This window comes from Brevibacillus fluminis, from assembly GCF_003710825.1.
In the GTDB taxonomy this organism is placed as follows: Bacteria; Bacillota; Bacilli; order Brevibacillales; family Brevibacillaceae; genus Brevibacillus_D; species Brevibacillus_D fluminis.
In genome coordinates this window covers 310,436-328,679 of the sequence record NZ_RHHQ01000017.1, presented here as the reverse complement: position 1 = coordinate 328,679, position 18,244 = coordinate 310,436, and the positions used below count along the sequence as shown (strand labels likewise).

General features: G+C 47.5%; 13 protein-coding genes and 1 pseudogene. 2 read left to right on the top strand and 12 right to left on the bottom strand.

Annotated features, from left to right (window positions below; translation table 11 throughout):
- Positions 1–46 precede the first annotated feature (46 nt).
- The gene (locus EDM56_RS21710) at positions 47–769 is read right to left on the bottom strand and encodes an aspartate/glutamate racemase family protein (RefSeq protein WP_122920003.1); all 723 of its coding nucleotides are present in this window, start codon (positions 767–769) and stop codon (positions 47–49) included.
- Between the two features lie 507 nt (positions 770–1,276).
- Positions 1,277–1,416, bottom strand: a pseudogene (locus EDM56_RS31945) (SRPBCC family protein); the annotation flags it as partial.
- Between the two features lie 309 nt (positions 1,417–1,725).
- On the opposite strand from EDM56_RS31945, the gene EDM56_RS21695 reads away from it, so the two are divergent.
- Positions 1,726–2,973, top strand: a complete 1,248-nt coding sequence (locus EDM56_RS21695) for an acyl-CoA thioesterase/bile acid-CoA:amino acid N-acyltransferase family protein (RefSeq protein ID WP_148040412.1) — start codon at positions 1,726–1,728, stop codon at positions 2,971–2,973.
- A 127-nt stretch (positions 2,974–3,100) separates the two neighbouring features.
- On the opposite strand, the gene EDM56_RS21690 is transcribed toward EDM56_RS21695, so the two are convergent.
- From EDM56_RS21690 to EDM56_RS21655, 8 genes are all read right to left on the bottom strand, one after another.
- Positions 3,101–4,585, bottom strand: a complete 1,485-nt coding sequence (locus tag EDM56_RS21690; protein ID WP_425456341.1) for a carboxypeptidase M32 — start codon at positions 4,583–4,585, stop codon at positions 3,101–3,103.
- Positions 4,586–4,705: 120 nt separating this feature from the next.
- The gene (locus EDM56_RS21685) at positions 4,706–6,418 is read right to left on the bottom strand and encodes a gamma-glutamyltransferase (RefSeq protein ID WP_122920000.1); all 1,713 of its coding nucleotides are present in this window, start codon (positions 6,416–6,418) and stop codon (positions 4,706–4,708) included.
- Between the two features lie 28 nt (positions 6,419–6,446).
- Positions 6,447–7,481, bottom strand: coding sequence for an ornithine cyclodeaminase family protein (locus EDM56_RS21680; protein WP_122919999.1), 1,035 nt, complete (start codon positions 7,479–7,481; stop codon positions 6,447–6,449).
- Positions 7,482–7,687: 206 nt separating this feature from the next.
- Entirely contained in the window at positions 7,688–8,320 is a 633-nt protein-coding gene (locus EDM56_RS21675) for a response regulator transcription factor (RefSeq protein WP_183192548.1), read from the bottom strand.
- Positions 8,313–9,983 (bottom strand): GAF domain-containing sensor histidine kinase, encoded by a 1,671-nt coding sequence (locus EDM56_RS21670; protein ID WP_122919997.1) that lies wholly within the window; start codon positions 9,981–9,983, stop codon positions 8,313–8,315. Before EDM56_RS21670 ends, EDM56_RS21675 begins: the two co-directional genes overlap by 8 nt.
- A 173-nt stretch (positions 9,984–10,156) precedes the next feature.
- A complete protein-coding gene (locus tag EDM56_RS21665; RefSeq protein WP_122920036.1) occupies positions 10,157–11,764 on the bottom strand; it encodes a peptide ABC transporter substrate-binding protein in 1,608 nt (535 codons plus the stop codon).
- 59 nt (positions 11,765–11,823) lie between these two features.
- Positions 11,824–13,512, bottom strand: coding sequence for a DUF885 domain-containing protein (locus tag EDM56_RS21660; protein ID WP_122919996.1), 1,689 nt, complete (start codon positions 13,510–13,512; stop codon positions 11,824–11,826).
- A gap of 31 nt (positions 13,513–13,543) precedes the next feature.
- Complete coding sequence (locus EDM56_RS21655) at positions 13,544–15,073, bottom strand: carboxypeptidase M32 (RefSeq protein WP_425456340.1); 1,530 nt, start codon at positions 15,071–15,073, stop codon at positions 13,544–13,546.
- A 232-nt stretch (positions 15,074–15,305) separates the two neighbouring features.
- Here EDM56_RS21655 and EDM56_RS21650 point away from each other — a divergent pair, with 232 nt between their 5' ends.
- The gene (locus tag EDM56_RS21650) at positions 15,306–16,442 is read left to right on the top strand and encodes a YncE family protein (protein WP_122919994.1); all 1,137 of its coding nucleotides are present in this window, start codon (positions 15,306–15,308) and stop codon (positions 16,440–16,442) included.
- 127 nt (positions 16,443–16,569) lie between these two features.
- On the opposite strand, the gene nagZ is transcribed toward EDM56_RS21650, so the two are convergent.
- Together nagZ and EDM56_RS21640 are read right to left on the bottom strand one after the other, a co-directional pair.
- Positions 16,570–17,856, bottom strand: a complete 1,287-nt coding sequence (gene nagZ, locus EDM56_RS21645) for a beta-N-acetylhexosaminidase (protein WP_246009480.1) — start codon at positions 17,854–17,856, stop codon at positions 16,570–16,572.
- A gap of 89 nt (positions 17,857–17,945) precedes the next feature.
- The gene (locus EDM56_RS21640; RefSeq protein WP_281274978.1) at positions 17,946–18,242 is read right to left on the bottom strand and encodes a LysR family transcriptional regulator substrate-binding protein; all 297 of its coding nucleotides are present in this window, start codon (positions 18,240–18,242) and stop codon (positions 17,946–17,948) included.
- Between the last annotated feature and the right edge of the window lie 2 nt (positions 18,243–18,244).

Genomic DNA, 18,244 nt, shown 5'->3' with positions numbered 1-18,244 from the left:
TTCGCTTTTTATACAAAGAATGACCCCTTGTCTCTCTTTGTGCAACCTAGCGGAATGTACGTGCTTTTTCCGTAGGCGCCATATACGTCAAGCGGCTTTGCTTCACTCGCATCGCAATGAGTCCTTTCAGGATGGTCGCCGCGGCAAAGGAAGGATCGATGACAGGCACATCATAGCCGTGCTCGCGGAGTTGATCCTGTAGCTCGCTCGCGACACCCGTCATGCCTGTACAGCCCAATACCAATGCATGAGCTTTGTCATCCACCAACGCTTTGACCATTTCCGCGAATAAGGCTTCTTTCATCTTTTCTTTATCAACCAGGTCCAGAACGGGGATGTTGACATAGCGGATGGAGGCCAGCTTACTTTGAACGCCAAGCGTTTTGCTCACATTTTCGATCATGGGGATCACATTCGGCAGCACCGTTACGACGGAAAACGATCTTGCGAGCATGCTGGCAAAAAGCATCGATGATTCACCCGCGCCGACGACAGGAATGTTCACCACTTCCCGCGCCGCTTTCACGCCTGGATCTGCGAAGCACAAGCTGATCACGCCATCACAGCCCTCGTTTTGCGCCTCGATCGCTTTTTCCAGCAAGTTCGGCACACACAGCGCTTCATCGTATTCGCCCTCGACAGATGCTGGTCCATAATCCAAGTGACGAACTTGCACTTCCGTCGCATCATCGACATAGTGGGCGAACTCTACTTGCACTTCTTCATTGAACGTATCGACGATCGTTGGCAAAATGACTCGAAATTTCATCGTGAATCCCCTCTTTCACCTGTCATTGGTTTCGGAATCCGTACTTTCACTCGTCTTACATTCTGTTTACCACCTTGTTAACAAATCGTTTTGGCTTCCCTGCGGAGGATTGTGGAGCATTGAGAGTACCCACAGATTTGCAGCCACGATTCTTGTGGCATCGCCCCCTTAGCGCACTTGGAACGGGCATCCCTCCTTGTTTTGTTTGAATATGGAAAAGATCAACTTTTGTGCCACGGGTGGACGAGAGTGTTTTTCATGAAAAAAGAGGAATAAAAACGTTTTTGAGGCTGGATTGAGAAAAGTGGCGGAATTTTCGTAGCGTTTTACCTTTTTCGTGGAAATGAATACCGATGCTTTCCTATGTATTTCGCAATATTTCTCGTCATTTTGCATGTTTCTCATGATTTCGCTTACCGGTTTTATGTGAGAAAAGTCATTTTGTTGATTTTCGAAATAGTACAGAGCCACGGCAGGAATCCCGCCATGGCTCTGTTTCGATTGCTGTTATTGTTCCAACACCTTTTCAAGCTCACCGCACATTTCGCCCAGCCATACGTGGCGCCTTCGAATGCACGAGCATTCTCGAATCCGGTTTGTTCGAGATGAAGATTGACCTTTCCTTCTCCCAATTCCTGCAGCGTCAAGCTTGAAACGGGTTTTTCTTTGTTTTAGTGAAAGACCTTCATGAGCAAACGGGATAAGTTCTTGTCGCGGCAGCTGCGGACTGCAAACTTGATGCTGAACGGATCGTCGAAAACTTCTTTGAAATAATGGGCTACGTGCAACTGTATTAACGAAAGAAAGCAGGAGGATTCAGTAGATCCTGCCTACACTTCGTTCCCAAATTCTTCAAAAATGGAAGCTGCTATGTGTTGTACCATAAGGGTAGCTGGACAATAGGAGGATGATGTCGTTTGCTCTCACCTGCCATTACGATTTTTCCAAATGAAGCCATGATCGATGAAGAAGTGAAGATTACGTTATCTGGATTCGAATCTTTTCAACTCATTACCGTACGTGCCATCGCGGAGGGTATGCTTGGTGGGGAATTTGAAGCGGAATCTTATGCTGTGTTTCAAGCAGACGGATCAGGAAACATATCGGTGGCAAATCAAGCTCCTCTTTCTGGTACATACAACACGAAAGACCCGATGGGCTTATTTTGGTCCATGGATGTGAAAAAGTTGAAATTTCCTGCAAAACGCACATTATCCGCATTGCCCGTGTTTCCGTCATTCGGAACGGTAACGGTTATGGCAGAAGTGGACGGGCACGTTCTCGCCGAAACGATGCTGACAAGAAAATATTTGTCGGAAGATATCACATACACCGATGTCCTTGACGATGGAATAGTTGGCAGACTGTTTTATCATCCGCATCGCACAAGACCGGGCATCATTGTCTTAGGAGGCAGTGAAGGAGGAATCGCGTCTTCCTCCCAGTTTGCTGCTCTTTTTGCTTCCCATGGCTATTCAGCGCTTGCTTTGGCGTATTTTGATTTTGAAGATTTGCCCGATGGCATTCGCAACCTTCCCCTCGAATATGTGGAACGCACCATACAGTGGATGAAACAGAATGAATATGTTCGTGACGGACAAGTTGCGTTGTTCGGGCGCTCAAAGGGGGCTGAGCTTTCTCTTGTCATCGGGGCTACCGGCACGAATATTCATGCTATTGTTGCTTCAAGTCCCACTTCCGTCGTTTCGATCGGAGCTTGGAACGCTGCTAACGGATCACAAATCTATCAGCCTCAATCATCATGGTCGTATCATGGAGTTCCATTGCCTTACCTCCAGTGGACGGAAGAGCAATGCCGGAGCGCGATGGCATACATCGAAAACAATGAACGATTTGACCACATCCATTTTGCCGGTATGGCGGATGAGCAGATGGCGGAGAATTCGACGATCCGGTTGGAGCATGCAGCATGTCCCCTAATGCTCATTTCGTCTGACGATGATCATTATTGGCCGAGTCAGTACCATTGCGAGCGAATCGTCTCCCGTTTGAAAGCTTTCCATTATCCTTACAAGGTTGAGCATCTCACCTATGCAAAAACCGGGCATGGAATTCGTTTTCCTTACATTCCAACCACTCGTCTTCAATTAAATGGTGGCACTGCGCAACAAAATGCCTATGCGTCAGCTGATTCTTGGAAACATATTCTGTCCTTCCTTAGAGAGATATTTGCGGTTGAATAAGCTGCATGAATGATTTGCTCGTACAAAAAAGTGGCAGTACGAACTCGTTCCCTAGTTCGCCTGCCACTTTTTCTACCCTCTTGAACGTTCAGTTGAGCTAAACCCTGTCTACTTGTACCTTCACTTTTTATTCGAATGAATCTAGTTGGTAAATCGCCTGATACTTTTTCTCAAGGTAGTTAATCAGGTGATCGGGATTAAGCGGTTCTCCGGTAACATCAAGCAACAGCTCATGTGGTGTCTTCCGTTTTCCATGAATGTGAATGTTCCGGGCCAACCACGCACGGATCGGAGCGAAATCGCCATTCTCAACTAGCGGATCGATCGGTCCCAACTCTCGGATCATTGCATGACGAAACTGCGCGGCGTACAAGTAACCGAGTGCATAAGAAGGAAAATGGCCGAACATGCCTGCTGACCAATGCATGTCCTGCAAAATCCCCGCTCGATCGTCAGGGGGCGTGATGCCCAAATATTCGGCCATTTTTTCACGCCATGCGCCAGGTAGGTCGGCCACTTTCAATTCATCGGCAAACAACGCTTTCTCGAGCTCGTAGCGCAGGATGACGTGCAACGGATAAGTCAATTCATCTGCTTCGATGCGGATGAATGAAGGCTGGACGGCATGAATTGCCCGATAAAATGCTGTTTTCTCAATCCCGGTGAATTGTTCTTTGTTGTGCGCGGCAAGCTGCGGATAGTACCTGTGCCAAAACGCTTGGCTGCGGCCAATCAGCTTCTCCCAAAAGAGCGATTGCGACTCATGGATACCTGCGGATGCACCGCAGCACAGCGGCGTGCCGATCAGTTCCTCAGCGATATTCAGCTCGTAAAAGGCGTGTCCACATTCGTGGATTGTGCCAAACAGACCTGATTTGAAATCATCTTCGACAAAGCGGGTTGTGATACGCACATCATTGCGGTTGATCGGAATCGCGAAAGGATGGACCGTTTCATCTAGCCGTCCTCCCTGGAAGTCATAGCCCAATTCCTGCAGCAGGAAATGATGCAGTTCCTTTTGCACCGCAATCGGAAACCGCTTGAACAAAAAGGATGTGTCCGCCACTGTTTTTTCCTGCTTCACGCGAGATAGCAGTGGAATCAGTCGTGCTTTGAGTTTTGCAAAAACATCATCCAGTTGCTCCACCGTCATTCCGGGATCGTGCACATCGAGAAGCGCGTCATACGGATGCCCCTGATCGCTCCAATATTCGCTGAACCGTTTGTTGTACGAGACAAGCTGTTCCAAATGCGGCTGGAACATCGCGAAATCCGACGCGCTTTTCGCTGCTTCCCACGCTTTACCGGCATTTGCTTTGACGATCGTGTACGCTTTGAACTCAGCTTGGGGAATTTTTGCATTTCGGTCAAATTCTTTCTTTACGGACGCGACGACCTCCCGCGTTATCGGTGACAAATACGCTTCAGAGCCTTCCGCCGTAAGAGCTTCCAGGTAGTCCTTCATCTCGGGAGAAACGGACATGGCAAATTTTTTGGCCGAGATGGTACCGATGACTTCCGCACGCATCGCTAGACCCTTTTGGGGTGCTCCGGTACGCGAATCCCAGAACATAAGGTTCAACACTTCATGCAAGTGCATCATTTCGCGGATGTACTGTAAAAATTCCGATTCTAAGGAACGAGTAGTTTCTAAGGAACGAGTAGTTTCTAAGGAACGACTAGTTTCTAAGGTCAAATAGCTCCCCTCCTGCGCTTGGCGCTGACTCGATTTTTACGCCAGTCCATCTGCCACACCGCAGCGTCTCGGATCGGCAACCGTACAGAGCTCGCCCGTTTTCTGATCGAGGTAGCAAACCTGAAAAGAACCCATGTGATAGTCCCATACGCCGGACACTTTCATGCGCAGCCCACGCGCGAGCAGTTCTTTTTGCACATCCTCGGTGATTCTGTCCTCGATGACGACGGTACCGCCTTCCTGCAGCCCGAGCATGCGTGGCGCTCGAATCGCCTCATAGGGATCCATGCCGAAGAACAGGAGATTGCACAGCACTTGCGGCACGGTCACATGCACGTTCCCTGGGGAACCGAGCTGAAGAATCGGCTTGCCGTTTTTGAGCACCATCGTATTCCCGATCACGCACCGCATCCTTGCACCTTTCGCTTGATAATATTGCATCGAGCTTGCCTGAAAATTGGGCAACGCATGGGAACCGACCATCGGAATCCCTTTCACGACCTGCCCAGGTATGCCACCGGACTGCAACGTGTTCATCATTTGCACCCAGTTCCCTTCCGTATCCACGATGCTCAGCTCACAGCTGCCTGATGGCTGATCGTGATGGCTATTTTGACGAGGAGTGGGCATTTTGCCGCCTGTCATACTGTCCATGAACGATGTGGCTCCACCAAATCCAGTCGTGAAGGTAGCGTGTTGGGTCAGATCGATTTTGGGCTTCATCCCGTTAACCAGATTGGCCAAACTTGCATGAAAAGCTGGATCGAGGAAGCTCGCCGTATTCACATGCAAAATGTTCGGATCATGAAGGTAACCGCACAGCGATTGCGCTAGTTTTAATGCATGTGCCATGTAAAAAATGTGATCGGCCGAAAATGGTTGCACGTCTCTGATTCCGACATGCTCCAAAATGCCGAGAACCAAAGCGATGAACACACCTTGTTGCTGCGGAGGCGCGAGCGAAACAATTTCATAATCGCCGACTTTGAAACGGAGTGGTTCCATCCAGCGTGGCGGCGTCTCGGTCATATGGTCTTTGGTAATCTTCCAGCCCAGCTCGTTCGCTTTTTCAATGAAAGCGTCCGCCCACTCCCCGGTAATCATGTAGTCGGGGCCTTCCGTCGCCACTTTTTGCAAGGTTTGCGCCATTTCAGGAGAGCCGAAACGCTCACCAACCACCGGAAAACGACCGTTCGGCATATAAAACGCTCTACCCTCCGGAAAAAATGTGATGAAGTCCTCGCCGAACAAATTGACTTCATGCTCAAAGTTGGAGACGTGATGGCCATTCTCCGCCCACCAGATCGCTTCCTGGCAAAGTGCTCCCCACGGCAGCGTCGCGAAACGTTCATGAATCGCTTTCAGGCCCGGCATAAATCCGGGAATGACAGAGCGCGGCGGGATTTTCGCATAGGTGCCCATCCCTTGCGGCACTGGCATATGCGGCGGCAAATCAGACGGGAAGGTTCCGGTTGAATCCAACTGGTAATAACGACCTTCTTTAGCATGGTAAAACAGGAAGGTGACGGTACCTGTATGATTGGTCATAAACGGCTCACACGCTGCTTGCACCATGCACCCCGCAATGGCGGCATCGACAGCATTGCCGCCCTGCTCCATGACTTTCAACATCGTATAGGTCACAACCGCGTTGTCTGCGCTTACCGCAGCCCGAACGTTTTTGATAATCGGTTTCTCTCCTGGGAGCCATTTGGGATCAGATAAATTGATGGACCGTGGATCAATCATGGACTACCATCCCCTTCTTTTTCAACGATCACCGTGTTTTGTTCCACAGTGGCAGCTTCAAACCGATTTCCCGCTCCAATGCATGATCGAACACTTTTCTCGCGATGATGATATCTTCCACCGCCATACCGACATTGTTTGAGACGATCAGCTGCTCGCTGCTGGTACGGCCAGGCTTGTCTCCTGCCGCCACCAACCCTGTTTCCGCATAGATCGTAGGTAGGCCCCACGGATAATACCCGTATGTTTCCAGAAGCCGATGCTGCTCTTCACTGTCTACGGTGTAAATGTCCGCCTTTTTGTAAACGCCGTCCTCATAGACAGAGTGGCAGTCGCAGGTGATCAGCGTCTGTCCTTTGGAAATCCATTCGGTTTTGACCATCGGATGCGGATGATGATGGATTGGGATCGCCGATGCGATGACCTCGCATGATTTTGCGACCTGCTCATAGGACGATGCCTTGACGATTTTGGCATTGACGTGTGGTTGGCATTGCTCGATCAGTGCATCCATCGCTTTTTCAAAAACGTCGAATACATAGATCGTCTCAAGCTTTGGTAGCACATGTTCGATCATTTTGACATGGGCCTTGCCCTGGATGCCACAGCCAAACATCCCGAATGTCGTCGCATCCCGATTCGCCAAGTATTTGGCGGCGACGAGCGTAACCGCTGGGGTGCGCACTTCCGTAATCCATGTCGCATCAAGGAATGCTAGTGGCAGGCCCGATTCATGATCATTGTAAATGATTTGACAATTGGTTGGGGTTAGTTCGGGAAAACGTTCGCGGTTCGTTGGGAAATTGCTTCCCCATTTGATCCCGCACGCCATTTCTTCCGGCAAATAAGCTGGCATTGCGTGCATCAATGAATCCGGTTGGGGATGCAAACCGATTTTCGCTGGCATCTCTGCCTTCTTGGTGCTGTAGGCGATCATTGCTTTTTCCGTAAGGTCAATGATCTCGTCCACCGTAATTCCAGTATCGATCACATCCTGCATGCTGAGGTACAGCAGTTCTTGTCCAATCGCCAATTTCCCCTTGATCTTCTCACGGTATATCATCTGAAATCATCCCTTCTCGTAATCGCTTTCAATCGTAAGCAGCTACCTTTGAGCTGCTTGCTTTCCTCTACTCTACGACGAATTTCGAATCGAAACTTCCCCCCAAACAGGTTTTTTGCTTCCCCCATTCGGGGATTTTTGCAAAAACGTCGAGACGTTTTTCAGAAAAAAAACCGCCCTCGGATGTCGGGAGGCGGTGGTTTGACTCATAAAATGATTTGGTTACGGATTGCTTTTGCCACGGCGTCGGTTCTGTTTTTGCTGTCTAATTTTTTCATGATAGCGGTCACGTATTCCTTGACGGTATCGGAACCGAGATACAGCTCAGTGGAAATTTCTTTGTTCGTCTTGCCGCGCGCCATCAATTTGAGCACGTCCAATTCCCGTTCAGTTAACAACGCATCTTTTTGCTGCTCCCCCTTGATGACATGAAAAAAAGCGCGCTGCATGAGGTTGGCGTCGATATATTTGTGTCCGTTCGTGATTTGTTCGATCCCATGAAAAAGCTCCGGCCGCGTGATGGTTTTCAGTACGTAGCCGTCCGCTCCCGCCAGCATCGATTCGACGAGAAACTTTTCTTCCGTATAGATGGTGAGTATCATGACTTTGATCGCCGGATCTTTCTCCTTGATTCGCTTGGTGACCTCGATTCCATCCATTTCAGGCATATTCAGGTCGAGGATCGCCACGTCTGGTCGTTCTGCTAAAATTTTGCGCAGCGCACTTTCACCGTCAGCTGCTTCGCCAATCACGCGAAAACGGGACGTCTCGAATAGCAATTGCAACCCATCACGGACGATATTGTGGTCATCGGCGATAAAGATGCGGATTTCATTCATGGTCCACCCCTCCCCCACGTAAGTCGATTTGCAGCGATATTTCGATTTTGGTGCCATGCCCCGGCTTACTTGTCAGCACCATCTCTCCTCCGATATCACGGACTCTGGTTTCCATACCCATAATTCCGTACGCATGACTTCCCTTAAGTTTTTGCGGTTCGAATCCGCACCCATGATCCTCCACTACGATGGACAGCTTCACATCGTCAAACGTCATGCGGATAAACGCCTCTCCCGCTCCTGCATGCTTGATGATATTGTTCACGCATTCTTGGATAACGCGATAGAGATGGATTTCGACTTCTGGCTTGAAGCGAACCGGCTGTCCGCTGACGCTCAAGTGAATCTGGATGATCTCTTGCAAAGAAAAGGTTTTTACCAGTTCATCCACAGCACCGACGAACCCGAATTTTTGTATCGCCAGCGGATGCAAATCGTGGATGACGTGGCGTAGCTCATTGATGTTCTCTTTGGTGATAAGCAGGAGCTTGTCGAGAATCCCCTTTACTCTTTGCGGCGAATCCTCGATTTCATCGCGGCAATATTGCAGGTGAAAATAAATGCCGGACAACGATTGGTTGATCGAATCATGGATTTCCTGCGCGATGCGCTGTCGTTCTTTCTCCTGTGCGCTGATTTGCAATGCGCGCAAATTGGAATTTTGTTCTCTTCCTTTTTCGACCTCCTGGAACAGATAGCAATTCGTCAATGCCAATGAGATCGTCTTTGTGATGCCTTCCATGACTTCCCGTTCGGTTGCAGACCACGGCTCGTCGCTGCTTTTACCGATCAGGAGACAATGAAGGTTGTCACCGTACACAAACGGTACGTACACGGCCTGTTTCATGTTGAATTGCACGAAAAAAGGGAACAGCGAGTCGTTTTCATTTTCGTGATAGACGTGAATCAAATCAGGTTCTGCATGCAAAAGTGTGTTCACTTGCTTCTCATAAGGGGCCGAAATGTCGCTGTCAGCCACCGAAGAGTGGATTAGGACGGCCTGTTCGCCAACCTTGTGCAAAAACGAAACATTTGCCTTGAACACGCTTGCGAGCTCAGATGTCAATAAGGGGATAAGGGAATCCAGATGCAAACAGGATGCGAGCCGTTGATTTAATTGAACCAATTCTCTGAGTTTTCCTGTGACACTGGCGATTGACTCGAAAAGTTTGGCATTCTCGCTCGCCACGCCGATTTGCATCCCGATCGATTCAACCAACGTAATGTCCTCGGGGCTAAAGTCCCGATACGCTTTGCTAAAAACGTCCAGTACGCCGATCGTCTGTTTCCTCGCCTTGATCGGTACCGACAAGAGGGAAGCGAACCCTTCCACCTGTGGACGTTGCTGGTGGTAAGGGGCCAAATTTTCAGTTATGACCGTTTTGCCGTTTTTGATGACGATGCCTCCAATACAATCGGTTGGAAGCGTTTGCAATTGTGCGATAGACGCATGGTCGATGCCATGAAAATGGCTGGCGACAAACTGTTGTCCTTCTGTATCGAGAAAATAGACCACGGCTGCATCAAAGTTCAAGATTTCGATACAGTGAGCGACTGCTTTATACAAGAGCTGATCTAAGCTCAACGTCTCGCTTAACGCAATCGCTACTTTGCTCAAAGCCTGCATGCGTGTTACCGCTGTACTTGAACGTTCGTTGTTCACATGAACCTCCTGCCGTTTTGGTGAAACCGAGTTTCCAACACTTTGTAACCCAATTCTGTGCGCCTGCTCAGATTCCTTTTTAGCAGTTTGTATGATAGAAAAAATCCCCTCCAAGCAAACAGTCTGGGGCCTCCCTTTTACTGTCTACTTTGAGGGGATACGATCTTGACTAACTACTCAATCGAAACCCATTTGAAGTCCACTTTTGCCAAATTATCAACGATAGGGCCTTTCACGTGATCGTTCTTCACCCATGACATGCTGTAATAATAAATGGGTGCAATCGGCATTTCATCCATTAGAAGTGATTCTGCTTCTTGAAGAATAGCTCGACGTTTGTCGGGATCCTGTTCGAAATCGGATTTGTTCAATAATTCTTTGTACCTTGGATTTTCCCATCGAGACATGTTGCTTTCGTTTTTATCTTTGAAGATTTTCAGAAATTCAATGGGGTCATTGATGCTTGCAGACGAACCGAGCCGCCCGATTTGGAAATTACCTTGGTGCAAGTCTTCAAGAAACACTTTAAATTCCTTGTTTTCCAACTTCACTTCTACCCCTAGCACTCTCTTCCATTGCGCCTGAATTGCTTCTGCAATTTTCTTATGCGTTTCCGCAGTGTTGAATGAGAGCGTAATGGGTGGTAGTTCCTTTATGCCAAGTTCCTTCATGCCTTTTTCCAACATATTTTTTGCGGACTCATCTTGGTTGTCCGTAAAGTACCCATCCGGTTTTAAAGACATGGAGCTGGGAACCAAGCCGAAAGCAGGCACTTCGTTGGTTTGGGTGATATTATCAACGATTTCTTGGCGATTAATCGCATACGCAAACGCTTTACGTATGGATGCATTTGAAAAAGGGGGCTTTTCGGTGTTGAACTCATACCAGTACGTAGCGGCAACGGGCTGAGTTGTCAACTTACCGGCACTTTTTAATTCAGGGATCGCATCGACTGGCAAAAAAGACAACGGGGAGCCTAACCAGTTAAATTCACCATTATCAAACATCGATAAAGCAGTATTTTCATCGTTAATGATGGAAAAGTCAAGTTTTTCTAGGTTTACTGCGTTTTTATCCCAGTATTGATCGTTCTTCACTAGAACAAGATTACTTTTATGATTCCACGTTTCCATTTTAAATGGCCCATTGCCAAGTAAAGTAGCAGCTTCCATTGCCCATTTTGGGTTTGAAGTGACCACTTTTTTATTAACGGGATAATAGATAAAATCAGAGGTCAGTTCCAAAAAATAGGGTGTTGGCTTTTCCAGTGTTACGACAAGTGTCTTGTCATCTTGGGCTTTTACCCCAACTTGATCAATTCCTACCTCTCCTCGATTTGCCTTTTCACCATTTTTTATAAAATATAACTGATTCGCCCGTGGGGATGCTGTTTTTGGGTCCAGTGCTCTTTTCCAAGCAAACTCGAAATCCTGCGCTGTTACCGGGTCTCCATTGCTCCATTTGGTATCGCGCAGCTTGAATGTGTACGTCATCATATCCTTTGACGCATCCACTTTTTCAGCGACTGAATTCATCAGTTTTCCATTTTTATCTTTACGGGTTAAGCCATCGAAAGCAGCTCGAACGATAGCCATTGATGTTACATCCTCTGCCAATGCAGGGTCAACTGAAGGAGGTTCGGAAAGCAGATTCGTTTTCAGGATTTGGGGTCCCTGTGACTTTTCTGTCGGTGTTGAAACCGAATTGCTAGTCGACGAACCCTCCCCTTCTGCTGTTGGTTGATTCGGATTCGCGCAGCCTGTTACAATGGCGATTACCATGACAAACAATCCAAACCAGAGATGATTCCGTTTATTCACATGAATTCCCCCATTACCTATCATTGAGTGCGTTCCTTGATAAAGTGATCGATATGCTCCTCCAATACATACAGAGGTAAGGAGCCAGGTGATAGTATTGCCTCGTGATAGTCTTTCCGATCAAAAAGGGAGCCGAGCGATTTCTCGGTTTTCTCTCGAAGCTCCCTAAATTTCAGATAACCTAATCGATAAGCAAGAGCTTGTGCCGGACTCTCGGTTGAATATCGCAATGTTTCTGCTTCGATCTGTTCGGCTGATTCAATTGTTGTTTTCGCCATATACTCTTTTGCTTGCTGTAAAGACCAGTCAAGCACATTCATCCCAGTGTCGACCACGAGCCGCTGCGCAATAAATCGTTCATGAAGCAGTCGTCCATACCAGTCATAGGGATCATGAGCGAGTCCCATTTCGTAAGGCAATCCCGCTCCGTACTCTGCCCATCCCTCGAGGTAGCCAGTCAATTCCATAGATTCTCTTCGAATAGCAGGCAACTGTTGATTTTCAAGCTGTAAACCAATTTGCAGATGATGGCCGGGAATAATCTCATGATAGATAAGTGTGGATGCGGTTAATTGCGATCTGGTTTCAAGTCCTGAACCATTGTAGTAATACGTTCCGATCGGGTTTGTACTGGAAGGTGGATCGAAATATCCGTAAGCAACACTCGCTTCATATGCGGCATCTAATCGTTTCACTTGGTAAATTGATTTTGGAATAGTATGAAAATAATCGTGGATCAAAGGTTTCAACCGATTGAGATGAAAGTGATATCGTTGTTCGACGTCCTCCGGGCTTTTTGCGTAAAGTCGGCCGCTGGTTTTGATATGTTCCATGAAAGCTGCTTCCGAACCTTGAAATCCCAAACTCTCTCGCACTGTTCTCATCTTCTCCGTCAGCTGTCTTACCTGGTCAAGGCCAATTAGGTGGATTTTATCCGGTTCGATGTCGTACGTAACATGCATCCTCACCAGATGTCTGTAAGCTTCTTCTCCACCCGGATATTGACCGATTCCCACACGCTCCGGACAAGCGGACTGATATTCCTGCGCTTGAAGCAACGTAAGAAGCTCCTGATAGGCAGCTACAATACGATTCGTAATGGTTTGGTCAACCTGTTCGGAAAAAGACATGGAAACCGATTTATCCAATCGATGCAGACGCGTAGGGGTAACAGTCAATAGCGCAGGGATCGTCTGCTGTAATTGAATAAGTAACTCAATAATTTTTGGAAGAGCTGGAATGGGGACGTACCATCCTTTTTTTGCTTGCGCTTGTAATTTAAATAGCACGGTGTAAATTGCATCGCCAAACTCATGGAGAAGATGTAAATACCGATCCATATCGTCTTTTTTTTGAAACGAAAACGGTGCGAACAAGGTTTGGGCATAGATGTTCATCCAATAAAGGGTATATGGAGTAACCGGAAACTCAGCCCACCATAGATCGACCTTTCTTGACTCTTGTAGCAAATACTCTTGTAAGAACGCATAATTCAGCTGATCCTCGTAAGACAGACCAGCTTTATTCATTTTTTTCAAAACAGCAAGCGAATCAATTGCGAAGTCGTGATCTTCTTCAGCTTCCTGCAAATTTCCTTTTGGTAGACTTGTAACAAGTAGACCCTGTTTCAATTGAAGAGAAAGCTTGCGATTTACTTTCCGGTTCCATACATGATTGAGCAGGTTGTGAAGATGCTCTTTAGCTTCCATGGTTTCGATGAACCTCCCTTACCAATCTTGCCTACGATTCGCTTTCTAAATTGTAGATTTCGCCATACTTTTGTTCCAAATAAGCAATGAGATGATCCGGGTTGAGCTCTTCTCCCGTAACCTCAAGTAAAAGATCGTTCGGCTCTTTCATTTTCCCATGAACATGAATGGTCTGAGCTAACCATTCTCGAATCGGTATAAAATTCGCGTTCTCTACGAAATGATCAAACTCGATTAAGTCTTTCAACATAACACTCCGAAACTGAGCAGCGTACAAGTAGCCTAATGCGTACGAAGGAAAAAGCCCAAACATACCAGCAGACCAGTGCATATCCTGAAGTACACCCTTTTCATGATTATCTGGGGTGATACCAAGATACTCCTCCATCTTTTGATTCCATAAATCAGGTAGATCACTCAATTCAATCTCATTGTTAAACAGGCCTTTTTCAATCTCATAGCGAAGAATGACATGCAAAGGATACGTCAATTCATCTGCTTCTACACGGATAAAAGAAGGTTGAACCGAATTGATTGCACGATAAAACTCATCGATTTCTACCCCGTTAAATTGATCAGGATTGTATTGTTTTAAAGCCGGGTAAAAACGCTTCCAAAAGTTTTTATTCAGCCCAATCATTTTTTCCCAGAACAGAGATTGAGATTCGTGAATGCCTGCCGACGTTCCATTACACAGCGGGGTTCCAATCAGTTCGTCTGAGATGTTCAGCTCATATAAGGCATGACCGAACTCATGAATCGTTCCAAATAAGCCCGACTTGAAATCAAACTCGTCATAGCGGGTGGTGATGCGAACATCATTGCGATTTAGTTCCATCGCAAAAGGATGTACGGTTTCATCAAGACGACCACGATCGAAATCATATCCCAATTCTTTTAAAAGATATCGATTTAAATCTCTTTGCTTTGCAATTGAAAATCGTTCAAACAAAAATGTAGTCGTGGGTTTCCCTTTTGCTTCCTTTACGCGATTCAAGAGTGAAATAAGCTTTTTTTTGAGTGTAGCAAAGACACGATCCAAAATATCAACCGTCATCCCAGGATTTTGCAAATCAAGTAATGCATTATACGGATTCCCTTGATAGCCCCAATAAGTGATAAACCGTTTGTTGTAGGTAACCAGCTTTTCAAGGTGGGGTTGAAAAATGGAATAATCCGACTCTTTTTTGGCTACCTCCCAAGCTTTACTTGCATTCTCCCTCACGATCACATACTCTTTGTATTCTTCCATTGGAATTTTCGTATGAAGTTCATATTCCTTTTTCGCATGTTCAAGTGCTTTTCGTGTAATTGGTGAAAGCTCCTGAAAATTGTTGCACTGGGTTAATTCATCGATGAATGCTTTCATTTCAGTTGAAATCGACATCGCAAACTTTTTAGCAGAGATGGTGCCAACTGCCTCCGCTCTTAGCTCCAACCCGTTCTTGGGCGCTCCGGTACGAGTATCCCAGAACAAGAGGTTCAACACTTCTTGCAAGTGTGTCATTTCACGAATGTACAATAAAAAATTCTCTTCAGTGGAACGATTGGTTTGTACCAAAGAAACTCCTCCTGTTTGGTTCATTTGAACGCTCGTTTCTTCTCAATCAAAACTATTTTGGTGTATTTTTTTACTTTACGAGAAGTACAGGTATCAATCTACCCCCTAAAGAGGTTCTCTCATGCCCCAGATGGGGAATTATTCTTCCTAGGTTAGGCATGAAAACAAACGGGCCCCCGCACACGTACATACCTTACTTGTACGAGAACAATTGAGGCGAGGGGTGCTTTTCTTGACACCAACCAAGCGTTTACGAAAGCGTATGGGTTCGAATGCGTATCGGGTCATCCGCACGATTAAAGTCGGGGACAATCCGGTCGCTGCCGTTTTTGCCCTCAAAACAAACCGCATCTATGTGGTCAATAACGGAGATAGCACGCTGTCTGTCATTAACGGCCGAACGAACCGCGTGACAACAAAGGTAAAAATCCCGTTGCGAGCTGGCAATGCAGCGATCAATCCCCGGACCAACCTGATCTATGTCACGAGTAGTAATTCTATTGGCCGCGTCAGTGTCGTGAACGGTGTGACAAATCAGATTGTGAAAACCATTCGCGTCGGAAACATGCCAAGCGCTATTAAAGTTAATTCTGCAACGACCCGTATTTATGTGCTGAACATGGGAAGTGATACAGTCTCGGTCATTGATGGAAAAACGATGAAGGTGATGGCCACCATCAAGGTCGGCAAACAAAATCCCTCTGTGGCCGGTGCCGACACGCTTGCCGTCAATGTGCGGACAAACCGGATTTATGTACTGAATACAGCAAGCAAAACGATGTCGGTGATCAATGGCAAGACAAATCGCGTCATAACGACTGTCGTGGTCGGTGAAACCCCGACGACGGTTAAAATCAATGGCAAGACCAACCGAATCTATGTCGTTAGCGGGCCGTTTAAACAGACGACGATGGTCGTCATCGATGGCAAGACTAACAAAAAAATCGCGTCGATTGAAAACATCGGGGACGTTGGGAATTTTGGCATCAACCCGGTGACAAACCGCATTTATGCGCCTGACGATAATGGCCGTACCATTGCGGTCATCAACGGACGTTCGAACAAGGTGATCACGCGCATTCCCGATGGTGTATTTCCGTCGCTTACGATCATCGATTCGTGCGTAAACCGAATTTTCGTCGCGACGATCGGGGGTCCCTCCCCTACGCAGCATAGCAGACTATCGGTCATCAACGGACGTAGGAACATGATCTTGTCGGACTTGCAGATTGGCGTAGGTGCCACTGCGGGTGTCCTCAATCCTCGAAACGGTCGGGTGTATATCGTCAATCAAATCAGCAATGATGTTTCCATGGTTGCTCCGGCTCCTCACAACATGGTGACGAAAAAAGCGCACCGGATGCGATGACAAAAGGAATGATGGCCACATAAAACGAGACAGCCAAGCGACGGTCGGTTTGAACGGCGTTTGGCTGTCTCGTGTTTACATGTATCCTTTTTTTCTATTGGTACGGTTTTATTCGTTGGGATTCTACTCATTTAAAACGGTTCAGAACACCTGTGATTTGCTGGTTCAATTGCTTGACATTGACAGGTGGGACACTTTTGTCAGTGAGCTTGTATTTTTGTTTGAGGGCGAGTATTTGATAGACGCGTTCATCAATTGTTTTCATCGGCATGCTTCCGTTCAGTACTGCCTGTTTCAATGCATGCAGCACTGTCGCCTGCTTGTCGAACTCGTGGCCGACCAGCACGATGTTGCCGCCGGCAAGAACAGCCTGTACGGCTGACGCTCCGATGTCGTAATGCTTCGCGATCGCGCCCATCGTCATGTCGTCCGTAATCACGACACCGCCAAAGCCCAGTTCCTTCCGCAGCAACCCGGTGATGATCGGCTGGGAAAACGATGAAGGATGGTCAGGATCGAGCTTGGGCAACAAAATGTGCGCCACCATCACCAAATCGGCGCCAGCTCGTACGGCATCGGCGAATGGTACAAGCTCAACGCTGCGAAGCCGCTTGATATTGTGTTGAACGATCGGCAAACCTAGATGCGAGTCGACTGAGGTGTCACCGTGCCCAGGAAAATGCTTAATACCGGGGATGACGCTTTCTGCCTGAATACCTTCCATTTCTGCAACACCAAGGCGAGATACTCGATTTGGGTCACTGCCAAACGAACGGTCGCCAATCACCGGGTTTTTCGGATTGCTTGCCACATCCATCACCGGGGCAAAATCTACATTCAGACCGAATGCTTTCAGCTCGCTCCCCAAAAGCTGGCCAAGCCCACGCGTAAAATCAGGGTTGTCCTTTTTGCCGACCGTTCCACTTGCCGGCAGTTTGACAAGCGAATTCGGGAGTCTGCTGACTCTCCCGCCCTCTTCATCCACACTAAGAAACAACGGAATGGGATTGACAGAACGATTCGTTTCTTTTAGCGAATTGAACAAGGAAACGGCTTGTGTGGCATTCTGGATATTCGGTTTGAAAAAAATAAATCCGCCGATATGATACTGCTCGATCATCTCTTTTGCCTGTGTGCCGATAGTCGTTCCGTCCATGCCGACCAGCACCAACTGACCAATTTTTTCCTCAAGGGACAAACGGTTTAGTTGCTCTGTCACTGGGTCCGGGGTGACCGGTGGAGTGCTTGTATTCGGTTCACTTACAGGCGGTTGGTGATTTTCTGCGGAATGGTTGCCTGTCTGCCCTTCTTGTTCAGCAGACGGTGCCGTACTTGCCCCTCCGCTGGAAAAACAACCGGCCATGACAGAACCGATCAGGAGTACCGCGAGCAAGAAAGAAAATTTTTTGTTCAAAACAACCAGCCTCCTTCCCTTTCATTTTGGCCCTTTCCCATGTATTCCACTCGCAGGTTCGTCTTGTAGTGGATTGGATGTCACGCTTATCACGCACTGCGTTCCTGGTTACCTGTAAACGCCGCGCAATGTTCCATCAACAAGCGCATATAGGCTTGCGCTGCTGAGCCCATGTACTTGTCTTTATGGTCGACGATTCCAATTTCGCAGCAAATCGGTTTGTCAATCTCGATCATATCCAGTTCTCCGTCGTTTTCCTGCTCCAGTAGCGTACGGGAGAGGATCGTCGCCCCGAGACCTTCCCGGACGTGTGTTAGGATCGAATCGATCGCGTTAAACAAAAACCGGGGATCACCAGTCCCCGGTTTATACGCTTGCTTTTTCAGCC